The sequence below is a fragment of the Sphingomonas sp. BL-S-28 genome, from assembly GCF_055521515.1.
Genome location: NZ_CM145484.1, coordinates 1,352,550 through 1,369,425 on the forward strand (window position 1 = coordinate 1,352,550; position 16,876 = coordinate 1,369,425).

At 67.5% G+C, this 16,876-nt stretch carries 16 protein-coding genes; 10 read left to right on the forward strand and 6 right to left on the reverse strand.

Annotated features, from left to right (window positions below):
* Complete coding sequence (locus tag ACZ1JC_RS15155; protein WP_465136067.1) at nt 1–1,143, forward strand: glycosyl hydrolase family 28 protein; 1,143 nt, start codon at nt 1–3, stop codon at nt 1,141–1,143.
* A gap of 24 nt (nt 1,144–1,167) precedes the next feature.
* Here the strand turns inward: ACZ1JC_RS15155 and ACZ1JC_RS15160 are convergent, their stop codons facing one another.
* On the reverse strand, nt 1,168–1,866 hold the full coding sequence (locus tag ACZ1JC_RS15160; protein WP_465136066.1) for a murein L,D-transpeptidase catalytic domain family protein: 699 nt from the start codon (nt 1,864–1,866) through the stop codon (nt 1,168–1,170).
* Nucleotides 1,867–1,970: 104 nt separating this feature from the next.
* Between ACZ1JC_RS15160 and ACZ1JC_RS15165 the strand changes: the two genes are divergently transcribed.
* The 5 genes from ACZ1JC_RS15165 (at nt 1,971) to ACZ1JC_RS15185 (ending at nt 4,906) form a co-directional block, all read left to right on the forward strand.
* On the forward strand, nt 1,971–2,426 hold the full coding sequence (locus tag ACZ1JC_RS15165) for an XRE family transcriptional regulator (protein ID WP_465136065.1): 456 nt from the start codon (nt 1,971–1,973) through the stop codon (nt 2,424–2,426).
* Nucleotides 2,427–2,497: 71 nt separating this feature from the next.
* A complete protein-coding gene (locus ACZ1JC_RS15170; protein WP_465136064.1) occupies nt 2,498–3,055 on the forward strand; it encodes a hypothetical protein in 558 nt (185 codons plus the stop codon).
* A gap of 99 nt (nt 3,056–3,154) precedes the next feature.
* A complete protein-coding gene (locus ACZ1JC_RS15175) occupies nt 3,155–3,616 on the forward strand; it encodes a Dps family protein (RefSeq protein ID WP_465136063.1) in 462 nt (153 codons plus the stop codon).
* A gap of 199 nt (nt 3,617–3,815) precedes the next feature.
* Nucleotides 3,816–4,436 (forward strand): 6-phosphogluconolactonase, encoded by a 621-nt coding sequence (locus ACZ1JC_RS15180; RefSeq protein WP_465136062.1) that lies wholly within the window; start codon nt 3,816–3,818, stop codon nt 4,434–4,436.
* Nucleotides 4,424–4,906 (forward strand): NUDIX domain-containing protein, encoded by a 483-nt coding sequence (locus tag ACZ1JC_RS15185; protein WP_465136061.1) that lies wholly within the window; start codon nt 4,424–4,426, stop codon nt 4,904–4,906. Before ACZ1JC_RS15180 ends, ACZ1JC_RS15185 begins: the two co-directional genes overlap by 13 nt.
* On the opposite strand, the gene dinB is transcribed toward ACZ1JC_RS15185, so the two are convergent.
* From dinB to hflK, 4 genes are all read right to left on the reverse strand, one after another.
* The gene (dinB, locus tag ACZ1JC_RS15190; protein WP_465136060.1) at nt 4,903–6,018 is read right to left on the reverse strand and encodes a DNA polymerase IV; all 1,116 of its coding nucleotides are present in this window, start codon (nt 6,016–6,018) and stop codon (nt 4,903–4,905) included. The two genes, ACZ1JC_RS15185 and dinB, sit on opposite strands and share 4 nt — an antisense overlap.
* 235 nt (nt 6,019–6,253) lie before the next feature.
* On the reverse strand, nt 6,254–7,795 hold the full coding sequence (locus ACZ1JC_RS15195) for a Do family serine endopeptidase (RefSeq protein WP_465138585.1): 1,542 nt from the start codon (nt 7,793–7,795) through the stop codon (nt 6,254–6,256).
* Nucleotides 7,796–7,954: 159 nt separating this feature from the next.
* Nucleotides 7,955–8,791, reverse strand: coding sequence for a protease modulator HflC (gene hflC, locus ACZ1JC_RS15200; RefSeq protein WP_465136059.1), 837 nt, complete (start codon nt 8,789–8,791; stop codon nt 7,955–7,957).
* Nucleotides 8,791–10,083: a protease modulator HflK gene (hflK, locus tag ACZ1JC_RS15205; protein WP_465138584.1), complete on the reverse strand. Its 1,293-nt coding sequence runs from the start codon at nt 10,081–10,083 to the stop codon at nt 8,791–8,793. Before hflK ends, hflC begins: the two co-directional genes overlap by 1 nt.
* Before the next feature lie 197 nt (nt 10,084–10,280).
* On the opposite strand from hflK, the gene ACZ1JC_RS15210 reads away from it, so the two are divergent.
* From ACZ1JC_RS15210 to ACZ1JC_RS15225, 4 genes are all read left to right on the forward strand, one after another.
* The gene (locus ACZ1JC_RS15210; RefSeq protein ID WP_465136058.1) at nt 10,281–11,264 is read left to right on the forward strand and encodes a P-loop NTPase; all 984 of its coding nucleotides are present in this window, start codon (nt 10,281–10,283) and stop codon (nt 11,262–11,264) included.
* Nucleotides 11,264–13,534: a molybdopterin cofactor-binding domain-containing protein gene (locus tag ACZ1JC_RS15215; protein ID WP_465136057.1), complete on the forward strand. Its 2,271-nt coding sequence runs from the start codon at nt 11,264–11,266 to the stop codon at nt 13,532–13,534. The genes ACZ1JC_RS15210 and ACZ1JC_RS15215 overlap by 1 nt, the downstream gene beginning before the upstream one ends.
* Nucleotides 13,534–14,523: a ferrochelatase gene (hemH, locus tag ACZ1JC_RS15220; RefSeq protein ID WP_465136056.1), complete on the forward strand. Its 990-nt coding sequence runs from the start codon at nt 13,534–13,536 to the stop codon at nt 14,521–14,523. Before ACZ1JC_RS15215 ends, hemH begins: the two co-directional genes overlap by 1 nt.
* Nucleotides 14,524–14,628: 105 nt before the next feature.
* Nucleotides 14,629–15,597 carry a MarR family transcriptional regulator gene (locus ACZ1JC_RS15225; protein ID WP_465136055.1) on the forward strand — a complete coding sequence of 323 codons (969 nt, stop codon included), beginning with the start codon at nt 14,629–14,631 and terminating at the stop codon, nt 15,595–15,597.
* 24 nt (nt 15,598–15,621) lie between these two features.
* Here ACZ1JC_RS15225 and ACZ1JC_RS15230 read toward each other — a convergent pair whose 3' ends face one another.
* Nucleotides 15,622–16,773, reverse strand: a complete 1,152-nt coding sequence (locus ACZ1JC_RS15230) for a glycosyltransferase family 4 protein (RefSeq protein ID WP_465136054.1) — start codon at nt 16,771–16,773, stop codon at nt 15,622–15,624.
* Nucleotides 16,774–16,876: the final 103 nt, after the last annotated feature.

The following is a 16,876-nucleotide window of genomic DNA, read 5'->3' on the forward strand; positions in this document are numbered from 1 at the left end:
ATGACCCCACCCGTCCTCTCCCGCCGCGCCATGGTTGCCGCGCTGGCCCTGCTGCCGGTCGCGGCGCGCGCCGCAGCGGCCGCACCGGTGCGCGACATTCGCGAGTTTGGCGCGATTTCCGACCCGGCACGCGACCAGCAGGCCGCACTCCAGCGTGCGCTGGACTGGTGCTCGCAGGCGAAGGGCGTGCTGCGGCTGGAGAAGGGCGGCACTTATTGCCATTCGGACATGCTCGCCCTCGACGGCGGCGCGATCGAGGGCATGGGCGCGACCCTTAAGGCGCTCGACCCCAACAAGGGCCGTCTGCGCCTAACCGGCAGCGGCGCGCGGGTCAGCGACCTGACGCTGACCTCCCCGGCGACCAAGCGCATTCAGGCCTATTCGGGCTTCGGCCTGCTGGTGCAGGCGGCGCATGGCTTCACGCTGACCAACGTGACCGTGCGCGGCGCGGCGACGGCGGGCATTGCGCTGGACGATGCGCATGGCGGCACGCTGCGGCGCATTCTGGTGCGCGATACGATGGCGGACGGGCTGCATATCACCAACGGATCGTCGGACATCGCGGTGAGCGACTATCAGGCGATCAATACCGGCGACGATGGCTTTGCCGTGGTCAGCTATGACCGGCCGAACCAGAAGGGCCGCCGCGTCACCAACGTCCGGGCGAGCCGGCTGACGATCACCGACGGCCATGCGCGCGGCGTGGCGGTGGTGGGCGGTGCGGACGTAACCGTGTCCGACGTGCGCGTGGTGCGCTCAGCCTGTGCGGGGCTCTACCTCAATTCGGAGCGTAGCTACGGCACCTTCGGCAATGCGCGCATTACCGCCCAGCGCGTGACGCTGGTGGACTGCGTGACGCGCAAGGGCATCAATCAGGGCGCGGTGCATATCCAGGGCCGGCCCGATTGCAGCGTGCAACGCGCCGGTGCGGACGCCATCGCCTGCTCCACGCAGGGGGTGACTGTATCGGACCTGGAGATCGATGGCCTAGGCCTCGGCGCGCGGGCAGGCGTAGTGGCGGCGGGATCGGTGCGTGACGTGCGCGTCACCGGCCGGCGCGGCGCGGGCAAGTGGTCTCGCCCGGCGGCGCTGGTCGATCCCGGCGTGCGCGATCCGGGCGCAGTATCCCTGAAGATTTCGTAGCCAACCCCAAGGTCGGCTCAAACCTCAGGCCACCTTGGCGGCGTAGATCATCCGGCCCGAACCGAGGTGGTCGAACGCGCGGTTCAGCAGGCTGTCGCCCACTGCAAGGCAGCCCTGGCTGCGGCCCAGCTTGCCATGCACCGCGATCATCGAGGGTTCGGCATACCAGGCGCCGTGGATCACGATGGCCCGTTCCAGCGCGTTGCTGTTGCTGGCATCCAGCCCGATCAGCCGCTGCGAGCGTCCGTGACGGCCGAAGTAGTAGTCGGACGTCAGATAGGCGCCTTCGCTGGTCGCGTTGGAACCGGGGCTGTTGGAGAAGCGTTGCAACCATCCGGTGTGGCTCGGATCCGAACCGCTGCCGTGGGCGACATGCAGCGTGGAGGTGGTGCCGCCCACCAGGTCCACGAGATGCAGACGCGGGTCGGACGAGGAGGATGAGAAATCGACGATGCCGATACGATCCCGCATCACGCGGCCGCCATGGCGGTCCAGCGCGGCCATCGCCGCGTCGAACAGCGCGGGGTTCACCCCGGCACGCACGGCCGGCAGCGCCGCTGGGGCGGTGGGCGCCACGCCGGGGCCGGGCAGCGGGGCGCGCGGCAGTTCGGGCAGCACGCCGCCCACGCCGAAGGGCGAGGAGGAAATGGCGCTGGCCGCAGTCGAGGAACTCGCCGCAAATGCCGTCGCGGCGACAATGAAGTTACGTCGGCTGAAATTCATATCGTCGCCCCATTAGGGCAGATTCGTCGACAAGGTCTTGGAGTGATTCTCATAAATCGTCACAACGTGCTGTATTCGCGTTCATCGTCAGGAAAGCGTTCCGCATGACTGCAACCCGCTCCGGCGCACCCACCAGCGATGAGTATCGCAAGGCAGTTTCGGCAATTATCCGACAGATCCAGAAGAGCCAGGCTCTCAATGATCGCCAGCTCGCCGAAAGGCTGGGATGTTCGCCGGGAACGATTCGCAATGCGAAGTCCGAAGCGACCAGCCTGGATCCGATGATGCTGCTGGGCATCGAAAGGATCTTCGGCCCGGGAGCCATAGACCGTTGCCTCGGGCTGGCGCAAGTCCGCGCGGTTGCCTTGCCCGAACGGATGCTGGGCGTCGATCCCATCCTGGCACTGGTGGAAGCGCTGCACCGGCTGGTGGAGGCGCAGGCGGTGGATAGCGAGGGGGGCAAGCGGATCACCCGCCACGAACTGGGTAAGATCCTGACCGAGCTTCGACAGGGCCGCGCCGCGCTGGACGCCCTGATCGCCCGCGCCGATACGCGCTGAGCTTGGGCGAGACAATTTCGGGAAACTCGTCTAACTAACCGGTAACAAGTGGAATTTCCCGGAAGGCATCGATGTCCGCCTTTTACCTGACATGGATCGCGGTGCTGCTGGCCGGGTTCGGCGCGCGCGATCAGGCGACTGTGGCGGGGCTGGCCCGGCGTCAGGGCGCACGGCCGGGTGTGCTGCTGGTGGCGCTGGCCTGCGCGGTGCTGACCGCAGGCGTGGCCGCATGGGCGGCCAGTCTCTTGCTGGTACAACTGCCGCTGCCGGCGCGCGCGATTTTCGCGGGAATTGCGCTGGCGCTGGCGGGCGCCGAACTGATGGTGCTGGTGCCGCGCCGCGCGCCGAAAGAGCCGACCAATTCGCTGGGCGCACTGGCGCTTGTGCTTTTCGCCCAGGAACTGACCGACGCCGCGCGCTTTCTGGTCTTCGGGCTGGGCGTAGGACTGGCGGCACCCTTTGCGGCCGGGGCTGGCGGTGCATTGGGCGGCGCGGTGCTGGCGGGGGCGGCCTGGGCGGCGCCGGAGATGTTCCAGCGGCCATGGCTGCGCTGGGGCCGGCGGCTGATCGGCCTTCTGCTCCTGCTGGCGGCCGCGGTGCTGTTCCTTCGGGAATTCTCACTAGTCTGATCGAAATTTCGCATTCGAACCAGTCTTCAATTCATACGTTCACCACTCTACACTTCACCCCGACATCCCCCCATGACTGTCCAATCAAGGAACCAAGGCATGACTTCCAAGAACGACAATTCGAAGGCAGCGCTGATCGATAGCCTCAACGGGCTGCTGGCCGATACCTTCGCGCTCTATGTGAAGACCAAGAACTTCCATTGGCACGTCAAGGGCCCGCAGTTCCACGACCTGCACCTGCTGTTCGATACGCAGGCGACGGAAATCTTCGGCCTGACCGACCTGATCGCCGAACGCGTGCGCAAGCTGGGCGGCACCACGCTTACCTCGATCGGTTCGATCGGCGCCAAGACCTCGATCGCCGATCAGGACAAGACCTCGCTGGACGCAATGGCGATGGTGAAGGAACTGTTCGAGGACAATTCCTCTTACGTCGCTTCGCTGAAGGCGACCAAGGAACTGGCCGGCGACGCGGGCGACAATGCCACCGACGGCATCATCGACGACTGGACCGACCAGGCCGAACAGCGTGCCTGGTTCCTGCGCGAAATTCTCGCATAAGGTATTGGTTTGAGGAAAATGCCCGCAAGGGCATTTTCCCGGCGGCACCGGCCCGCTCCCCCGCCCGACCTCCCAGATTCTACCCGGTAGGGGAGATCGGGCGGGGGAGCGGGCCGGTGCCGCCAATTTCGCCTGAGGCGAATTTTAAACCAACTCTGCTACTGGCTCTTGGGCGGGCGGGAGTGCTAATGCTCCCTCCATGCCCAAGCTGGAAATCATCGAAAACGCCGATAACGCCGCCATCGCCCAGTGGTTCGCCGCGCGCCTGAAGGCCGCGCTCGCCACCAGCCCGGACGATATCGCGATCACCGTTCCGGGCGGCTCCACGCCGTTCCCGATCTTCGACCTGCTGGCGAAGGAAGACCTGCCCTGGCATCGCATCGCGGTCTGGCCGGGGGACGACCGCATCGTCGATGAGGATCACCCTGCCAGCAACGTGGGCAAGATCCGCGCCCGGCTGGAGCCGGTGGGCGCGCAGATCGTCCCGCTGACCGAAGACGCGCAGCCGCCGCACTTCGCCATCGCCTGGATGGGCATGGGCGGCGACGGGCACATCGCCTCCCTGTTCCCCAACACCGATCCGCAGGCGGACGATCCTTATCCGGTCCGCCGCCTGACGCCCGATCCGCTGCCGCCCGAAGCGCCGTTCGACCGCGTGAGCCTGACCATCCCGGCACTGGTTGACAGCGACGAGATCGTTTTCGTGATCCGCGGCGACGACAAGCGCGCGATCTTCGAGGCGGCGACGAAGGGCGAGCATGACCTGCCCATCGCCCGCCTGCTGCGCGCGGCCCGTCACAAGGTGACGTGCTTCTGCTGAACCTTCTGCCCGCCAGCCTGCACCGGGCCCTCTACCGCATCGCCCACCGCGTGCGCATGGCGGTCTGGCGGGTGCGGCGCCCGAAGCTGGAAGGCGTGCGGGTCTTGGCCTTCGATCCGGAGGGACGGTTGCTGCTGCTGCGCCATTCCTACGGATCGGGCAAGTGGATGCCGCCCGGCGGCGGCATGAACCGCGCCGAAAGCGCGCTGGCCGCCGGAATGCGCGAGTTCGAGGAAGAGACCGGCCGCCCGCTACTCGACGGCCGCGAACTGCTGGCGGTGGATGAGGATCTGCAGGGCGCCAGCAACCGCGTGCACATGGTTGTCGGCCGCGTGGAGGGCACGCCTCGGTGGGACGGGCGAGAGATCGTGGAGATCGCGCTGTTCCCGCTCGACGCCCTGCCGGACGCCATGCCGACCGGCCTTGCCCGCAAGATCGGCGAATGGGTGGAGCGCATGAACGCGGGTTAGAGAAGGGTTAGCTGCCCGTCCTTCGCGGGGCGGGCTTCGTCCTCGCCCCGTTCCAATGCCGAAAGCGTCAGGCCCATCAGCCGGATCGGCTGGGGCAGGGGCATAAGATCGTCCAGCAGGGCATGGCCAATGGCGGAGAATTCCGCCTTGTCCGCCACGAAATGATGCAGCGATCGCGCGCGGGTCAGCGTGGTGAAATCGGCATAGCGCAGCTTCAGCGTCACCGTGCGTCCGCGCGTATCGGCGCGTTCGATGCGGGCCCAGACGATCTCGACGATCTCGTCCATCGTCGCGCGCAGCGTGTCGGCACGCGCGATATTCTCGAAAAAGGTGCGTTCCCCGCCAACGGACTTTCGCGGCCGGTCGGCGCGCACCTGCCGCAAGTCGACGCCCCGCGCGGCGCGGAACAGGTATTCGGCGAAGCTGCCGAAGTTGGCGCGCAGGAAGGCCAGATCCTTGGCGACGAGGTCCGCGCCGGTCTCGATCCCCAGCCGCGCCATCTTCTCCGCCCCGCGCGGGCCGACGCCGTGAAAGCGCCGCACCGGCAGCCCGGCCACGAACTGCGCGCCTTCGCCCGGCCGGATCACGCAGAGCCCGTCGGGCTTGTTCTGGTCGCTGGCCAGTTTTGCGAGGAACTTGTTGTAGGAGACGCCCGCGCTGGCGGTAAGGCCGGTCTCGGCCTTGATGCGGCGGCGGATTTCCTCGGCGATGCGGGTGGCGGAGCCGATGCCCTTGAGGTCCGCCGTGACGTCCAGATAGGCCTCGTCCAGCGAGAGCGGCTCCACGTGGGGCGTGTAGTCCAGGAAGATCGCGCGGATCTGGTCGCTCACCTGCCGGTAGACGTCGAAGCGGGGCTTGCGGAAGATCAGATCCGGGCAGAGCCGTATTGCCCGGGCCGATGGCATGGCGGACCGCACGCCGAACTTGCGCGCCTCGTAACTGGCGGCGGCCACCACGCCGCGCTGGGAGGATCCGCCCACGGCGACCGGTTGGCCCTTCAGCGAAGGCTCGTCGCGCTGTTCGACGCTGGCGTAGAAGGCATCCATGTCGACATGGATGATCTTGCGCAGGCCGTCCGCTTCCTCTTCGCGTTCATGATCGGCCGATGACATGCGGTGCCTTATAGCGGGGTGCAGGGCAGGCTCCACATACGAAAACGCCCGCCGGTTTCCCGGCGGGCGTTTCGATTCAGGGTTCGTTTGAAAATCCGCCGTAGGCGGATTTTGGCGGCACCGGCCCTCTCCCCCACCCGACCACCCATCAGGGTACACTAGTGGGTGGTCGGGTGGGGGAGAGGGCCGGTGCCGCTCAGGAAATGCCCTTTCGGGCATTTCCCAAACAACGCTCTTAGCGCAGACGCACCGGCACGAAGGCGGCGGGCTGACCGCGCGGCTGAACGCGCAGCAGGATCGCGGCGCGATTGTCGGCCTTGGCGGCCTTGATCACGTTTTCGAAATCGGCCTTCGACGTGACCGGCTGGTTGTTTGCCGAAAGGATGATGAAGCCGCGGGCAAAGCCCTTCTGGCCGGCATCCGAGCTGGGATCGACCGAGATGATGACCAGGCCCTTGGTACCTTCCGCCGCGCCCAGCTGGCGGGCGATCGTGGAGGTCAGCGGGGTCACCGAAAGGCCGGTGGCCTTTTCGATCACGCCCTGTTCCTGCTGCGCCGGCGGGTTGTTGAAGGCGTCGCTGTCCTGATCGTCACCGCTGCTGTCGAAGCTCTGGGCCAGATCGTCTTCGCTCGGGCGCTGGGCTACCGTGGCGGTCACCGTCATGCGGCGGCCGTTGCGGATCAGTTCGACCGGCACCTTGGTACCCGGCGTCGTATTGGCGACGATGAACGAGAGGCTCTGGTCGCGCGTCACTTCCTTGCCGGCGACCTTCACGACCACGTCACCAGCCTGGATGCCGGCCTTCGCGGCGGCGCCATCGGCGACGACGCTCTGGATGAATTCGCCCTTGTTGTGTTCAAGGCCCAGCGAATCCGCCAGATCCTCGTTCAGCGCCTGGATCTGCACGCCCAGATAGCCGCGCTGGATCTTTTCGCCCTTGATCAGCTTTTCGACGATGGGCGAGGCGATTTCCGAAGGAATCGCAAAGCCGATGCCGACGCTGCCGCCGGTGGGCGAGAAGATGGCGTTGTTGATGCCGATCACCTGCCCGCTCATGTCGAACATCGGGCCGCCCGAGTTGCCGCGGTTGATCGAGGCGTCGGTCTGGAGATAGCGGTCGTAGGCGCCGCCGGCGCCGGTGTTGCGGTACACGGCGGAAACGATGCCTGCGGTGACGGTGCCGCCCAGGCCGAAGGGGTTGCCGATGGCCACCACCCAGTCACCCACGCGCGCCTTCGAACTGTCTCCGAATTTCACGAAGGGCAGCGCCTTGGGGGCGGTGATCTTCAGCACCGCAAGGTCCGAAGCAGCGTCCTTGCCGATCAGCTTGGCCGGATACTCGGTACCGTCGGGCATGATGACGGTGATCGATTCGACCTCGCCCTTGCCCTCTGCGGTGATCACGTGGTTGTTGGTGACGATGTAGCCGTCGGCCGAGACGATGAAGCCCGAACCGAGCGACTGCGCCTCACGCGTCTGCGGGCCGGAGCCGCCGCCGCCACCGCCGAACAGGCCCTCGAAGGGCGTGCCCGCGAAGGGATTGGCGCCGCCGCCTTGCACTTGCACGCGTTGGCGGGTGGAGATGTTGACCACGGAGGGCGCCAGCTGCTCGGTCAGGTCCGCGAAGCTCGCCGGGGCGCCCGATCGGGGCACCACGCGGGCCATCTGGCTGGCTTCGTTCTGGGCGACCTGGGCGCCAGCCGGATAGCCGGCGACCAGAGTGGCGGTCGCGCCTCCCAGCAGGAGCGCTGTGGTCAATCCATAAGCGTATCGCACGGGCTTCACGTCCTTTGATTCCTCCGTCCTGGCAGTGCAGGGTCACATCCTGTCGTCATCGCCCCCGGTTGACGCTCCGCGAGCTTAACCGGGTTTGAATGGCGTTCTCGCGTCGGGCCGGTGCAAACGAGCGCCGATCCGTTGATCGTTCGGAAAGCCTTACGGTTCCCGGAAATGCTGAAGATAGGCGTTGTCGGGCGAAAGCAGAATGGTCTTGCCGGCCTCGCCCTTGGCGAACGAGATCGAATAGCTCTTCATCGCGCGGTAGAAGTCGTAGAACTTGGGATCCTTGCCAAAAGCTTCGGCATAGATGCGCGCGGCCTGCGCCTCGGCATCGGCGCGGATGATCTGCGCATCCTTGTTGCCCTGCGCGGCGATCGTCTTGGCTTCTTCCTGGCGCGTGGCCTGCATGCGGGCGAAAGCGCTTTCCAGCGCGCCTTCTGGCAGGTCCGCCCGCTTGATCCGTACGTCAACCACTTGCGCGCCATATTCGCGGGCCTCGCGGTCCAGCCCGTCACGGATATGGGCCATGGCCTCGCCCCGTTCCGCCGTCAGCAGCGACTGGAAGGTGCGCTTGCCCAGTTCCTGCCGCACGACGGAGGAGAGGATGGGCTGAAGCTGCTCGGTCACGTTCTCGGTGGTTCGCGCCGTCTGTACCATCTTTACCGGATCGATGATCCGGTAGCGGGCGAATGCATCCACGTTCAGGCGAAGCTGATCGGTGGAGAGTACCTGTTCCTGCTGCATGTCCACCGAAAGCAGACGCTTGTCGATGCGCACGGCGCGCTCAAGACCGGGGATGCGCCAGTGGATGCCGGCATCGGTGGCGCCGAACGGTGCGCCGGGAACATAGCCGTTGTACACGCGGTCGGGCCGGCCGGTGCGCACGACCACGACCTGTTCGGTCTCCGGCACCACGATGACGCTCATCAGCACTGCGACGGCGACGACGCCCCCGGCGATCCAGGCGGCCTTGTAGTTCTGCCACACGCCCATCACTGGCCTCCCTGCGTGGCGGCCGGGCCGGCGGTGACGGTGATGTCGCCCGGCGCGGGATCGATGCGGCGCTTCATTTCCGGAAGCGGCAGGTAGCTCGTCATGTTCTTGGGTTCGGCCACGACCGTATCGTTCTGGGAGATCACGCGCTCCATCGTCTCGTAATACATGCGCCGCCGCGTCACTTCGGGTGCCAGCTTGTATTCCTCGTAAACCTTGTCGAACGCGGCAGCCTCACCTTGTGCGATCGCCAGCGTCTGCTGCGCGTTGGCGCGTGCGTTGGAACGGTCGCGATCGGCTTCCTGCTGGGCGACGTTGACCTGATCGAACGCCGCGCGGGTTTTCGATGGCGGATCCGCCTTCTTGATCTCTATGCCCTGGATCGACACGCCGGAACGATAGTAATCGAGGATGCGCTGCGTCCGCTCGCGCACGTCGCGTTCCACGCTCGCGCGGCCGGCGCCGGACAGCGCCTCGTTCAGAGACACTTGGGCGATGGAGGCGCGCATGGCGGCCTCCGCCACTTCGCGCACGGTGTCCTTGGGATCGATCAGGCGATAGGAATAGTCCGTCAGGTCCTTGATGTTCCAGCGGACCAGATAGCTGAGGTCGACAAGGTTCTTGTCGCTGGTCAGCATCAGCTTCTCACTCTCTCCATCGGGGATCGTGTCCACCGCGAAAGAGCGCACGTCGGTCTTGTCCACCTGCTCGATCGGCCAGGGCAAGGTCAGCGAGACGCCGGAATCGATCACGCGCGAGAAATGGCCGAAGCGCGTGACAACGCCCTGTTCCTGCGGGCTGAGCGAGTGGATGCAGGACAGGAGCACTACGCCCAATACCGCCACGCCGATGCCCAGCGGCAGCCACGAGGTGCCATCGGCGCGGCGCGGCAGGTTGGGGAAACCGCCGCCCAGGCCGCCACCGCCGGAGCCGCCGCCGCCGCGGCGCGGATCGCGCGGGCGGAAGATATCTTCTATGCTGGCGGAGCGGCGCGGCGGCGTGCCGCCGCTGGGCAGCCACGGATTGCGCGGGCCGCGCGGGTCGTTGGGGCCGGGCCTGTCGTCAGGCTTGTCGCCGCCCTTTCCAGTGGGGGCCGATCCGCCCTTCGCGCCTTCGCTGTTGCCGGGGGCATTGCCATCGGGTCCACCCGGCGCAGCGCCTTCCGGACCGGGGACATCGGAGCCGCCTTCAGCGCCGCCGTCAGAACCGGGGTTCCCGGAACCGTGTCCATCGTCCCCGCCCTGACCGTCTCCATCGCCGCCTGAACCCCAAGGGCTCTTGCGGCCGGTCATGGCGAGTGCTCCGCCGGAGCCTGTATCTTGTGCGGCACCAAGGCCGGCGCGTGAGATGGCGTCACCGAATGCTGTCATGTCACCATCTATAGGAAGCCTTTTTCATCAAAAACAGTGCCTCTCTTGCCCTTTTTCCTCGACTGGGCCACCTGAACCCTGTTCATGCCCCATTCTCCCCACATTCTTTGCAGGACTTCATGACTACCCCCGATGCTTCCGGCCACGATGCCGATCGCCTGAAATCGCTGATTTCGCCGGACTTGGCGCCGCGCGTGCGATCGTTGCGGCTGACCGATGGGCGTGCGGTCGTGGTGATCGACGGCACCGGCCTGTCCGTGCAGGAACAGGCCGCGATCGAACCGGCGGTGACGGCGGCGCTGCAAACGGCGGAAGGTGTCGACGAAGTCCACGTCGCGGTCATGGGCGAAAAGCCGCGCCAGCACATTCTGGCGGTGGGATCGGGCAAGGGCGGCGTCGGCAAGTCCACGCTGGCGGCCAATCTGGCGGTGGCGCTGGCCCGGCTGGGGCGCCGCGTGGGTCTGGTGGACGCGGATATTTCCGGCCCGTCGCAGGCGCGGCTGCTCGGCACCGAGGGGCAGCGCCCGGTCGCGCACGAAAGCCGGCTGGTGCCGGTGGCCAGCCAGTGGGGCGTGCCGGTGCTGTCGATGGCGCAACTGTCCGAACCCGGTCAGGCGATTGCCTGGCGCGGATCGATGGTGGCGGGCGCGGTCACCCAGTTTCTTGAGGCGCACTGGGAAAATGCGGAAGTCATCGTGGTCGATCTGCCGCCCGGCACCGGCGACGTGCAGCTGACCATGCTGCAGAAGTTCAAGCCGGCCGGCGCGGTGATCGTCTCCACCCCGCAGGATCTGGCGCTGATGGACGCCGCCCGCGCGGTGTCTCTGTTCGAAAAGAGCGGCGTGCCGGTGGTCGGCGTGGTGGAGAACATGGCCGGCTATGCCTGCCCGCACTGCGGCGAAGTGAGCGATCCCTTCGGCGTGGGCGGCGCGGAGGCAGCGGCGCGAACGATGGGGCTGGACTTCCTGGGCCGCATTCCGCTGGACATCGCGATCCGGCGGGACAGCGATGCCGGCACCCCGCCGGCCGCCGGAACCGGCCCGCAGGCGGAAGCTTTCGTGGCGCTGGGCCGCCGCGTATCGGATTGGCTGGACCAGATCTGATGCAGGTTTCGCGGCGCGGCGTCCTGATCGGTGCGCTGGCGGGCGGCGGGCTTGCCGTCGGTTATCTGCTGCGCCCGCATCGCTTTCCGCTGCCGCTGGAACCCGGGCCGGACGAATATGCCTTCGGCGCCTGGATCAAGATCGGCGCGGACGGCGTGGTCAGCGTCGCGGTGCCGCAAGTGGAGATGGGGCAGGGCGTCACCACGCTGCTGCCGCAAGTGGTCGCCTGGGAACTGGGCGCGGACTGGCGGCAGGTGGCGGTGGAGCCCGCGCCGGTCAGCGCGCTTTATGCGAACACCGTGCTGGCGGCCGAATGGGCGCCGCTGTGGATGCCATTGGCGCCCTCGCTGGCCGAAGCCCCCGACGCGTTCGTCACCCGCCGCTGGGCGCAGGACCATCGTTTCAATGTGACCGCGAACGGCACTGCGCTGGCCGCTTATGAGGAGCCGGCGCGCGCCGCGGCGGCTTCGGCGCGGGCGCTGCTGGCGCAGGCCGCCGCCGCGCGCTGGGGCGTCGCTGCAGAGGAATGCGAAGTGGGCGCGGGGCTGGTCCACCATGCCGGCAAAGTGCTGCCTTTCGGCGTGTTGGCAGCGGAGGCGGCGGCACTCTCGCCGCCCAATCCGCCGCCGCTGCGGCCCGATTTCCCGGCGGAAAGGCCCGGGGAGTTCCCGCCCGGCGCGAAGCTGCGCTATCCCCGGCTGGACCTGCCTTCCAAGGTCGACGGGTCATGGCAATTCGCCGGCGACGTCCGCCTGCCGGACATGCTGCGTGCCTCCATCCGCCATGCTCCGCTGGTGGGCGGCAAGGGGGCGATGGCCGAAGTCTCCGCGCTGGACGAGCAGGCGGGCAAGTCCGTGCGCGGGTTCCATCGTTTCGTGCAGGGGGCCGGCTGGGTCGCCGCCGTTGCGGACGACTGGTGGAGCGCGGAGACGGCACTGGTCCGCGCCCGGCCGCGCTACCGCGTGATCGGCGCGCTGGATAGCGACGTGGTGGACAATGCGCTGGACGCGGCGATGCGCACCGGCGCGGGGGAGCGGATTCACCGGACCGGCGATGAGGCTACCGTGGACGGGTTGCTGCCGTTCCAGGTCCGCTACGAAGTCGCGCCGGCCACCCACGCGACGATAGAAACCGCCAGCGCCACGGCGCGCTTCGCGGACGGCAAGCTGGAACTCTGGATCGGCACGCAGGCCCCCGAAGCGGTGCGCGCGGCGGCGGCAGAGGCCGTGGGCATCGGCCCGCGCGCGGTCGTGCTCTATCCCCTGGCGCTGGGCGGCAGCTTCGACTTGCGGCTGGAATGCCAGCACGCCGCGCAAGTCGCACAGCTGGCGAAGGCGATGGAACGGCCGGTGCAGCTGACCTGGCCGCGCGGAGAGGAATTCCGCGCCGCTTTCCCGCGCACGCCAGCCGTGGCGGTAATGGCCGCGCGCCCCAATGCCGAAGGCGGCATCGCCGGCTGGCGCGCGCGCATCGCCGTGCCTGCCAGCGCCCGCGAATTCGGCCGCCGCTTCTTCGACGGGGACAGCGCCGGAGAGGCGATTGCCGCCGTGGCGGGCAAGGCCGATCCGATGGCGCTGGAAGGCGCCGTTCCGGCCTATGCCATCCCCGCGCTCGCCGTCGACCACATCCCTGCGACCATCGATCTGCCGACGGGGCGCATGCGCGGCAATGCCCATGGCTACACCGCGTTCTTCAACGAAAGCTTCGTGGACGAACTCGCCCATCGCGCCGGGCGGGAGCCGCTGTCCTATCGCATGGCGATGCTGGGCGGCGATCCGCGTCTGGCCGAGTGCCTGCAGCGGGTGGCGGCACTGGCCGAATGGGGCGGCGGGGGAGACAACAGCGGCCAGGGCATTGCCTGTCACGTGATCGGCGCGGGGCGTATCGCCGTGATCGCTAGCGCCCGGCGGGACGAGAACGGCGTGCGGGTGGACCGGCTGAGCGCGGTTGCCGACATCGGCCGTATCGTCAATTACGATATCGCCCGCCAGCAGATCGAGGGCGGTCTGGTGTTCGGGCTGGGCCTGACGCTGGGCTGCGCGCCGCGCTATGTCGGCGGGCGGCCGGACAGTGACCGGCTGGGCGACATGGCGCTGCCCACGCTGGCCGATTGCCCGCGCATCGAAGTCGATTTCATCGAAAGCAAGGCCGATCCGGCTGACCCCGGCGAACTGGGCACCGCCGCCGTCGCACCCGCCGTCGCCAATGCGCTTTACTCGGCGACCGGGCTACGCTTCCGTCGCCTTCCCCTGTTTGCCGAGGAGTTCTGATGGCCACTTCCGATCCGCGCATCGGCGTGCTGCTGGTGAACCTTGGCACCCCCGATGCGCCTACCGCGCCGGCCGTGCGCCGCTATCTGGCGGAATTCCTGTCCGACCCGCGCGTGGTGGAAATCCCGGCGATCGCGTGGAAGCCGATCCTTCACGGCGTGATCCTGCGCACGCGGCCCGCGAAGTCCGCCCATGCCTATGGTCAGGTCTGGACCGACAAGGGATCGCCGCTGGCCGCCATCACTGCCGCGCAGGCGGAGAAGCTGCAGCAGCGGCTGGGCGAGGGCATTACCGTCGACTGGGCCATGCGCTATGGCAATCCCGCCATCCCCGCGCGGCTTGCCGCGATGAAAGCGGCGGGCTGCGACCGCATCCTGATCGCACCGCTCTATCCGCAATATTCGGGTGCGACGACGGCTTCGGTGGCGGACAAGGTGGGGCAGGCGATGGCGGCCATGCGCGCGCAGCCGACGCTGCGCACCCTGCCGCCCTACTACGCCGATCGCGTGCATATCGATGCGCTGGAAACCGATCTTGCCCGGCAGCTGGAAGCGCTGGCCTTCGTGCCCGAAGTGCTGGTGCTGTCCTTCCATGGCATGCCGCAGCGCACGACCGATCTGGGCGATCCCTACTACTGGCACTGCCGCGAAACCTCGCACTTGCTGGTCGAGCGGCTGGCCCGCCGTTTCCCGGCGCTGCGCATCGAAACCAGCTTCCAGTCCCGCTTCGGCCGCGCCAAGTGGCTGGAGCCGTCGACCGAGCACCTGCTGGAAACCGAGGCGAAAGCGGGAACTCGCCGCATCGCCATCGCCGCGCCGGGCTTTTCGGCTGACTGCGTGGAGACGCTGGAGGAACTGGCGATCCGCGCGCGCGAAGTGTTCGAAGGGGCGGGCGGCAGCGATTTCGCGGTGCTGTCCTGCCTCAATGATACGCCCGTCGGGATCGACATGCTGGAGGCACTCGTCCGCCGCGAACTGTCGGGCTGGTGAGAGAGCCTCTGGAACCTCGTGGCTCACACTTAACAAGGATTTAACGCCCGGTTTTCCGGTGGACCATGTTCTCTAGACGCACGTGAAAATGCGGAAGGTGAGCGCATGGATGAGATGGATTTCAATTACGGCGGGGATCAGCGCGGCGGCGGGGCCGTGCGGCACGGGCCATCGGTTCTGGCCACGATCTTTGCCGAGCGTCCCCACGTCCACGCCGCCATGCGCGAGGACGCGGTTGCAGCGGGGCTCCGCGTCAGGGCCGGATCGCTGGCGGATCTGCTGGATGACGATGCCAGCGCGCACGATCTGCTGCTGGGTGAAATCGTGCTGGTCGATTGCCCGACTGCCGACCTGGGTACCATTGCCGCACTGACGCGGCTGGACTTGCGTGCCGCCCGGTCAGGCGTGCGGCTGATCGTTTCGACCAGTGTCGACGCTCTCGACGATGTTTTCGCCTGCATGGACAGTTCGGATCCGCTGCTGCTGGTCGATCCTACGCCGGCGGAGCGGCTGGTGGCCTTGGGGCGGGTGTTGGCGGGGCTGCCGCAGAGCCGCGTGCGCGAACTGTCGGAAGATGATCGCCTGATGATCTTGCGTCTGACCGAACAGGTGGGCCAGATCGCCGGCCGGATCGAGCGGCTGGCACCGACCGGCAGCGGCGAGCCGGAACCGCGCGAACGCCCCGCCGAACCGGCCGTCGCGCCCTCGCGCCTGACGTCGATGGCTCTCCCGGAACCGCGGCTGGTGCGCAAGATCCTGCGCCAGCGACAGCTGCGCGCGCGCTATATCGAGGGCGATCTGTTCGCCGATCCGGCCTGGGACATGTTGCTGGACCTTGCGGCCGCGCGTGAGGAAGGCAAACAGGTCTCCGTCACATCGCTCTGCATCGCCGCGGCGGTACCGCCGACGACCGCCTTGCGCTGGATCGGCCAGATGGTCACCGGCGGGCTGTTCCGCCGCGTATGCGACGACAGCGACCGCCGGCGCGCCTTCATCGAATTGACCGACAAGGCGGTGGACGCATTGGGCCGCTATTTTGACGAGGTGGGGCTTGCCGAGCCGGCGCCGGTATGAAGCGAATTCAGGTGTGAGACGGCTTCAGGCGCGGGTCTTCCGGCGAACCAGTCGCACGTAAGTATCGGCCACTTCCTTGTTGATGCGATCCCAGCTGAATTCCAGCGCACGCTCTTCCCCGGCGGCGCCGTGCGCTTCGCGCAGGGCGGGATTCTCGATATAGGCCTTCAGTGCCTCGGCGAACTGGTGGATCGCGCCCGGCGGCAGCAGCCGTCCGGACTGGCGATCGTCGACAAGGCTCTGGCTACCGGTGGCGGCGGCGGCGACCACCGGCAGGCGGCAGGCCATCGCCTCCAGCGTGACATTGCCGAACGTTTCGGTGACCGATGGGTTGAACAATATGTCCATGCTGGCGACCGCGCGGGCAAGGTCGGCACCCTGCTGGAAACCGACGAAGACGGCCTGCGGCAGGCGTTCTTCGAACCATTCGCGGGCCGGGCCTTCGCCCACCACCAGCACGCGGTGGGCAACGCCGCGCCGCGTCAGTTCGTCGAGAGTGTCCGAAAAGACGTCCAGCCCCTTTTCCATCACCAGACGGCCGAGGAAGCCGATCGTCACCTCGTTGTCGGCGATGCCGTGGGCGCGGCGCCAGTCCAGATCGCGCCGGTCCGGGTGGAAGATCTCACGATCGACGCCGCGCGACCAGATCGACACGTCATAGTTCATGCGCTGTTCGCGCAGCAGCTGGGCCATCGATTCGGACGGCGCCACCAGCGCGTCGCAGCGGCGGTAGAACCGTCGCAGGATCGCCTCGATCACCGGCTCGCCCCAAGCCATGTTGTAATAGCGCAGATAGGTTTCGAAACGCGTGTGGACGGAGGACAGCACCGGCAGGTTGCGGCTGCGCGCCCACTTCAGCGCCTGATGCCCCACCGGATCGGGGGAGGAAAGGTGGATGACGTTGGGGGCGAAGGCATTGAGATCGCGGCGCGCCTTGGCCCCGATCGAAAGCGGAATGCGGTATTCGGGACGCCCTGGAATCGGCACCGCGCACACGCCCACCAGATCGCCGGTCGGCGCGAAGGCGGGCTCGGCCACCACCGGCGCATAGACGCGCACTTGGGCGCCTTGCTTCAACAGGTATCCCACCAGACGATTAAGGGCCTGATTGGCGCCGTCGCGCACGTAATTGTAGTTGCCCGAAAACAGGGCGATCCGAAGGTCGGCGATATCCATGATGGGCGCCCCATAGCCGCCCATGCAGGGCTTGGCGAGTGCGGATGACGGAACCGGACGTGCACAGGGCGGCGATCGAAGCTCGATCGCCGCCCTGCGATTT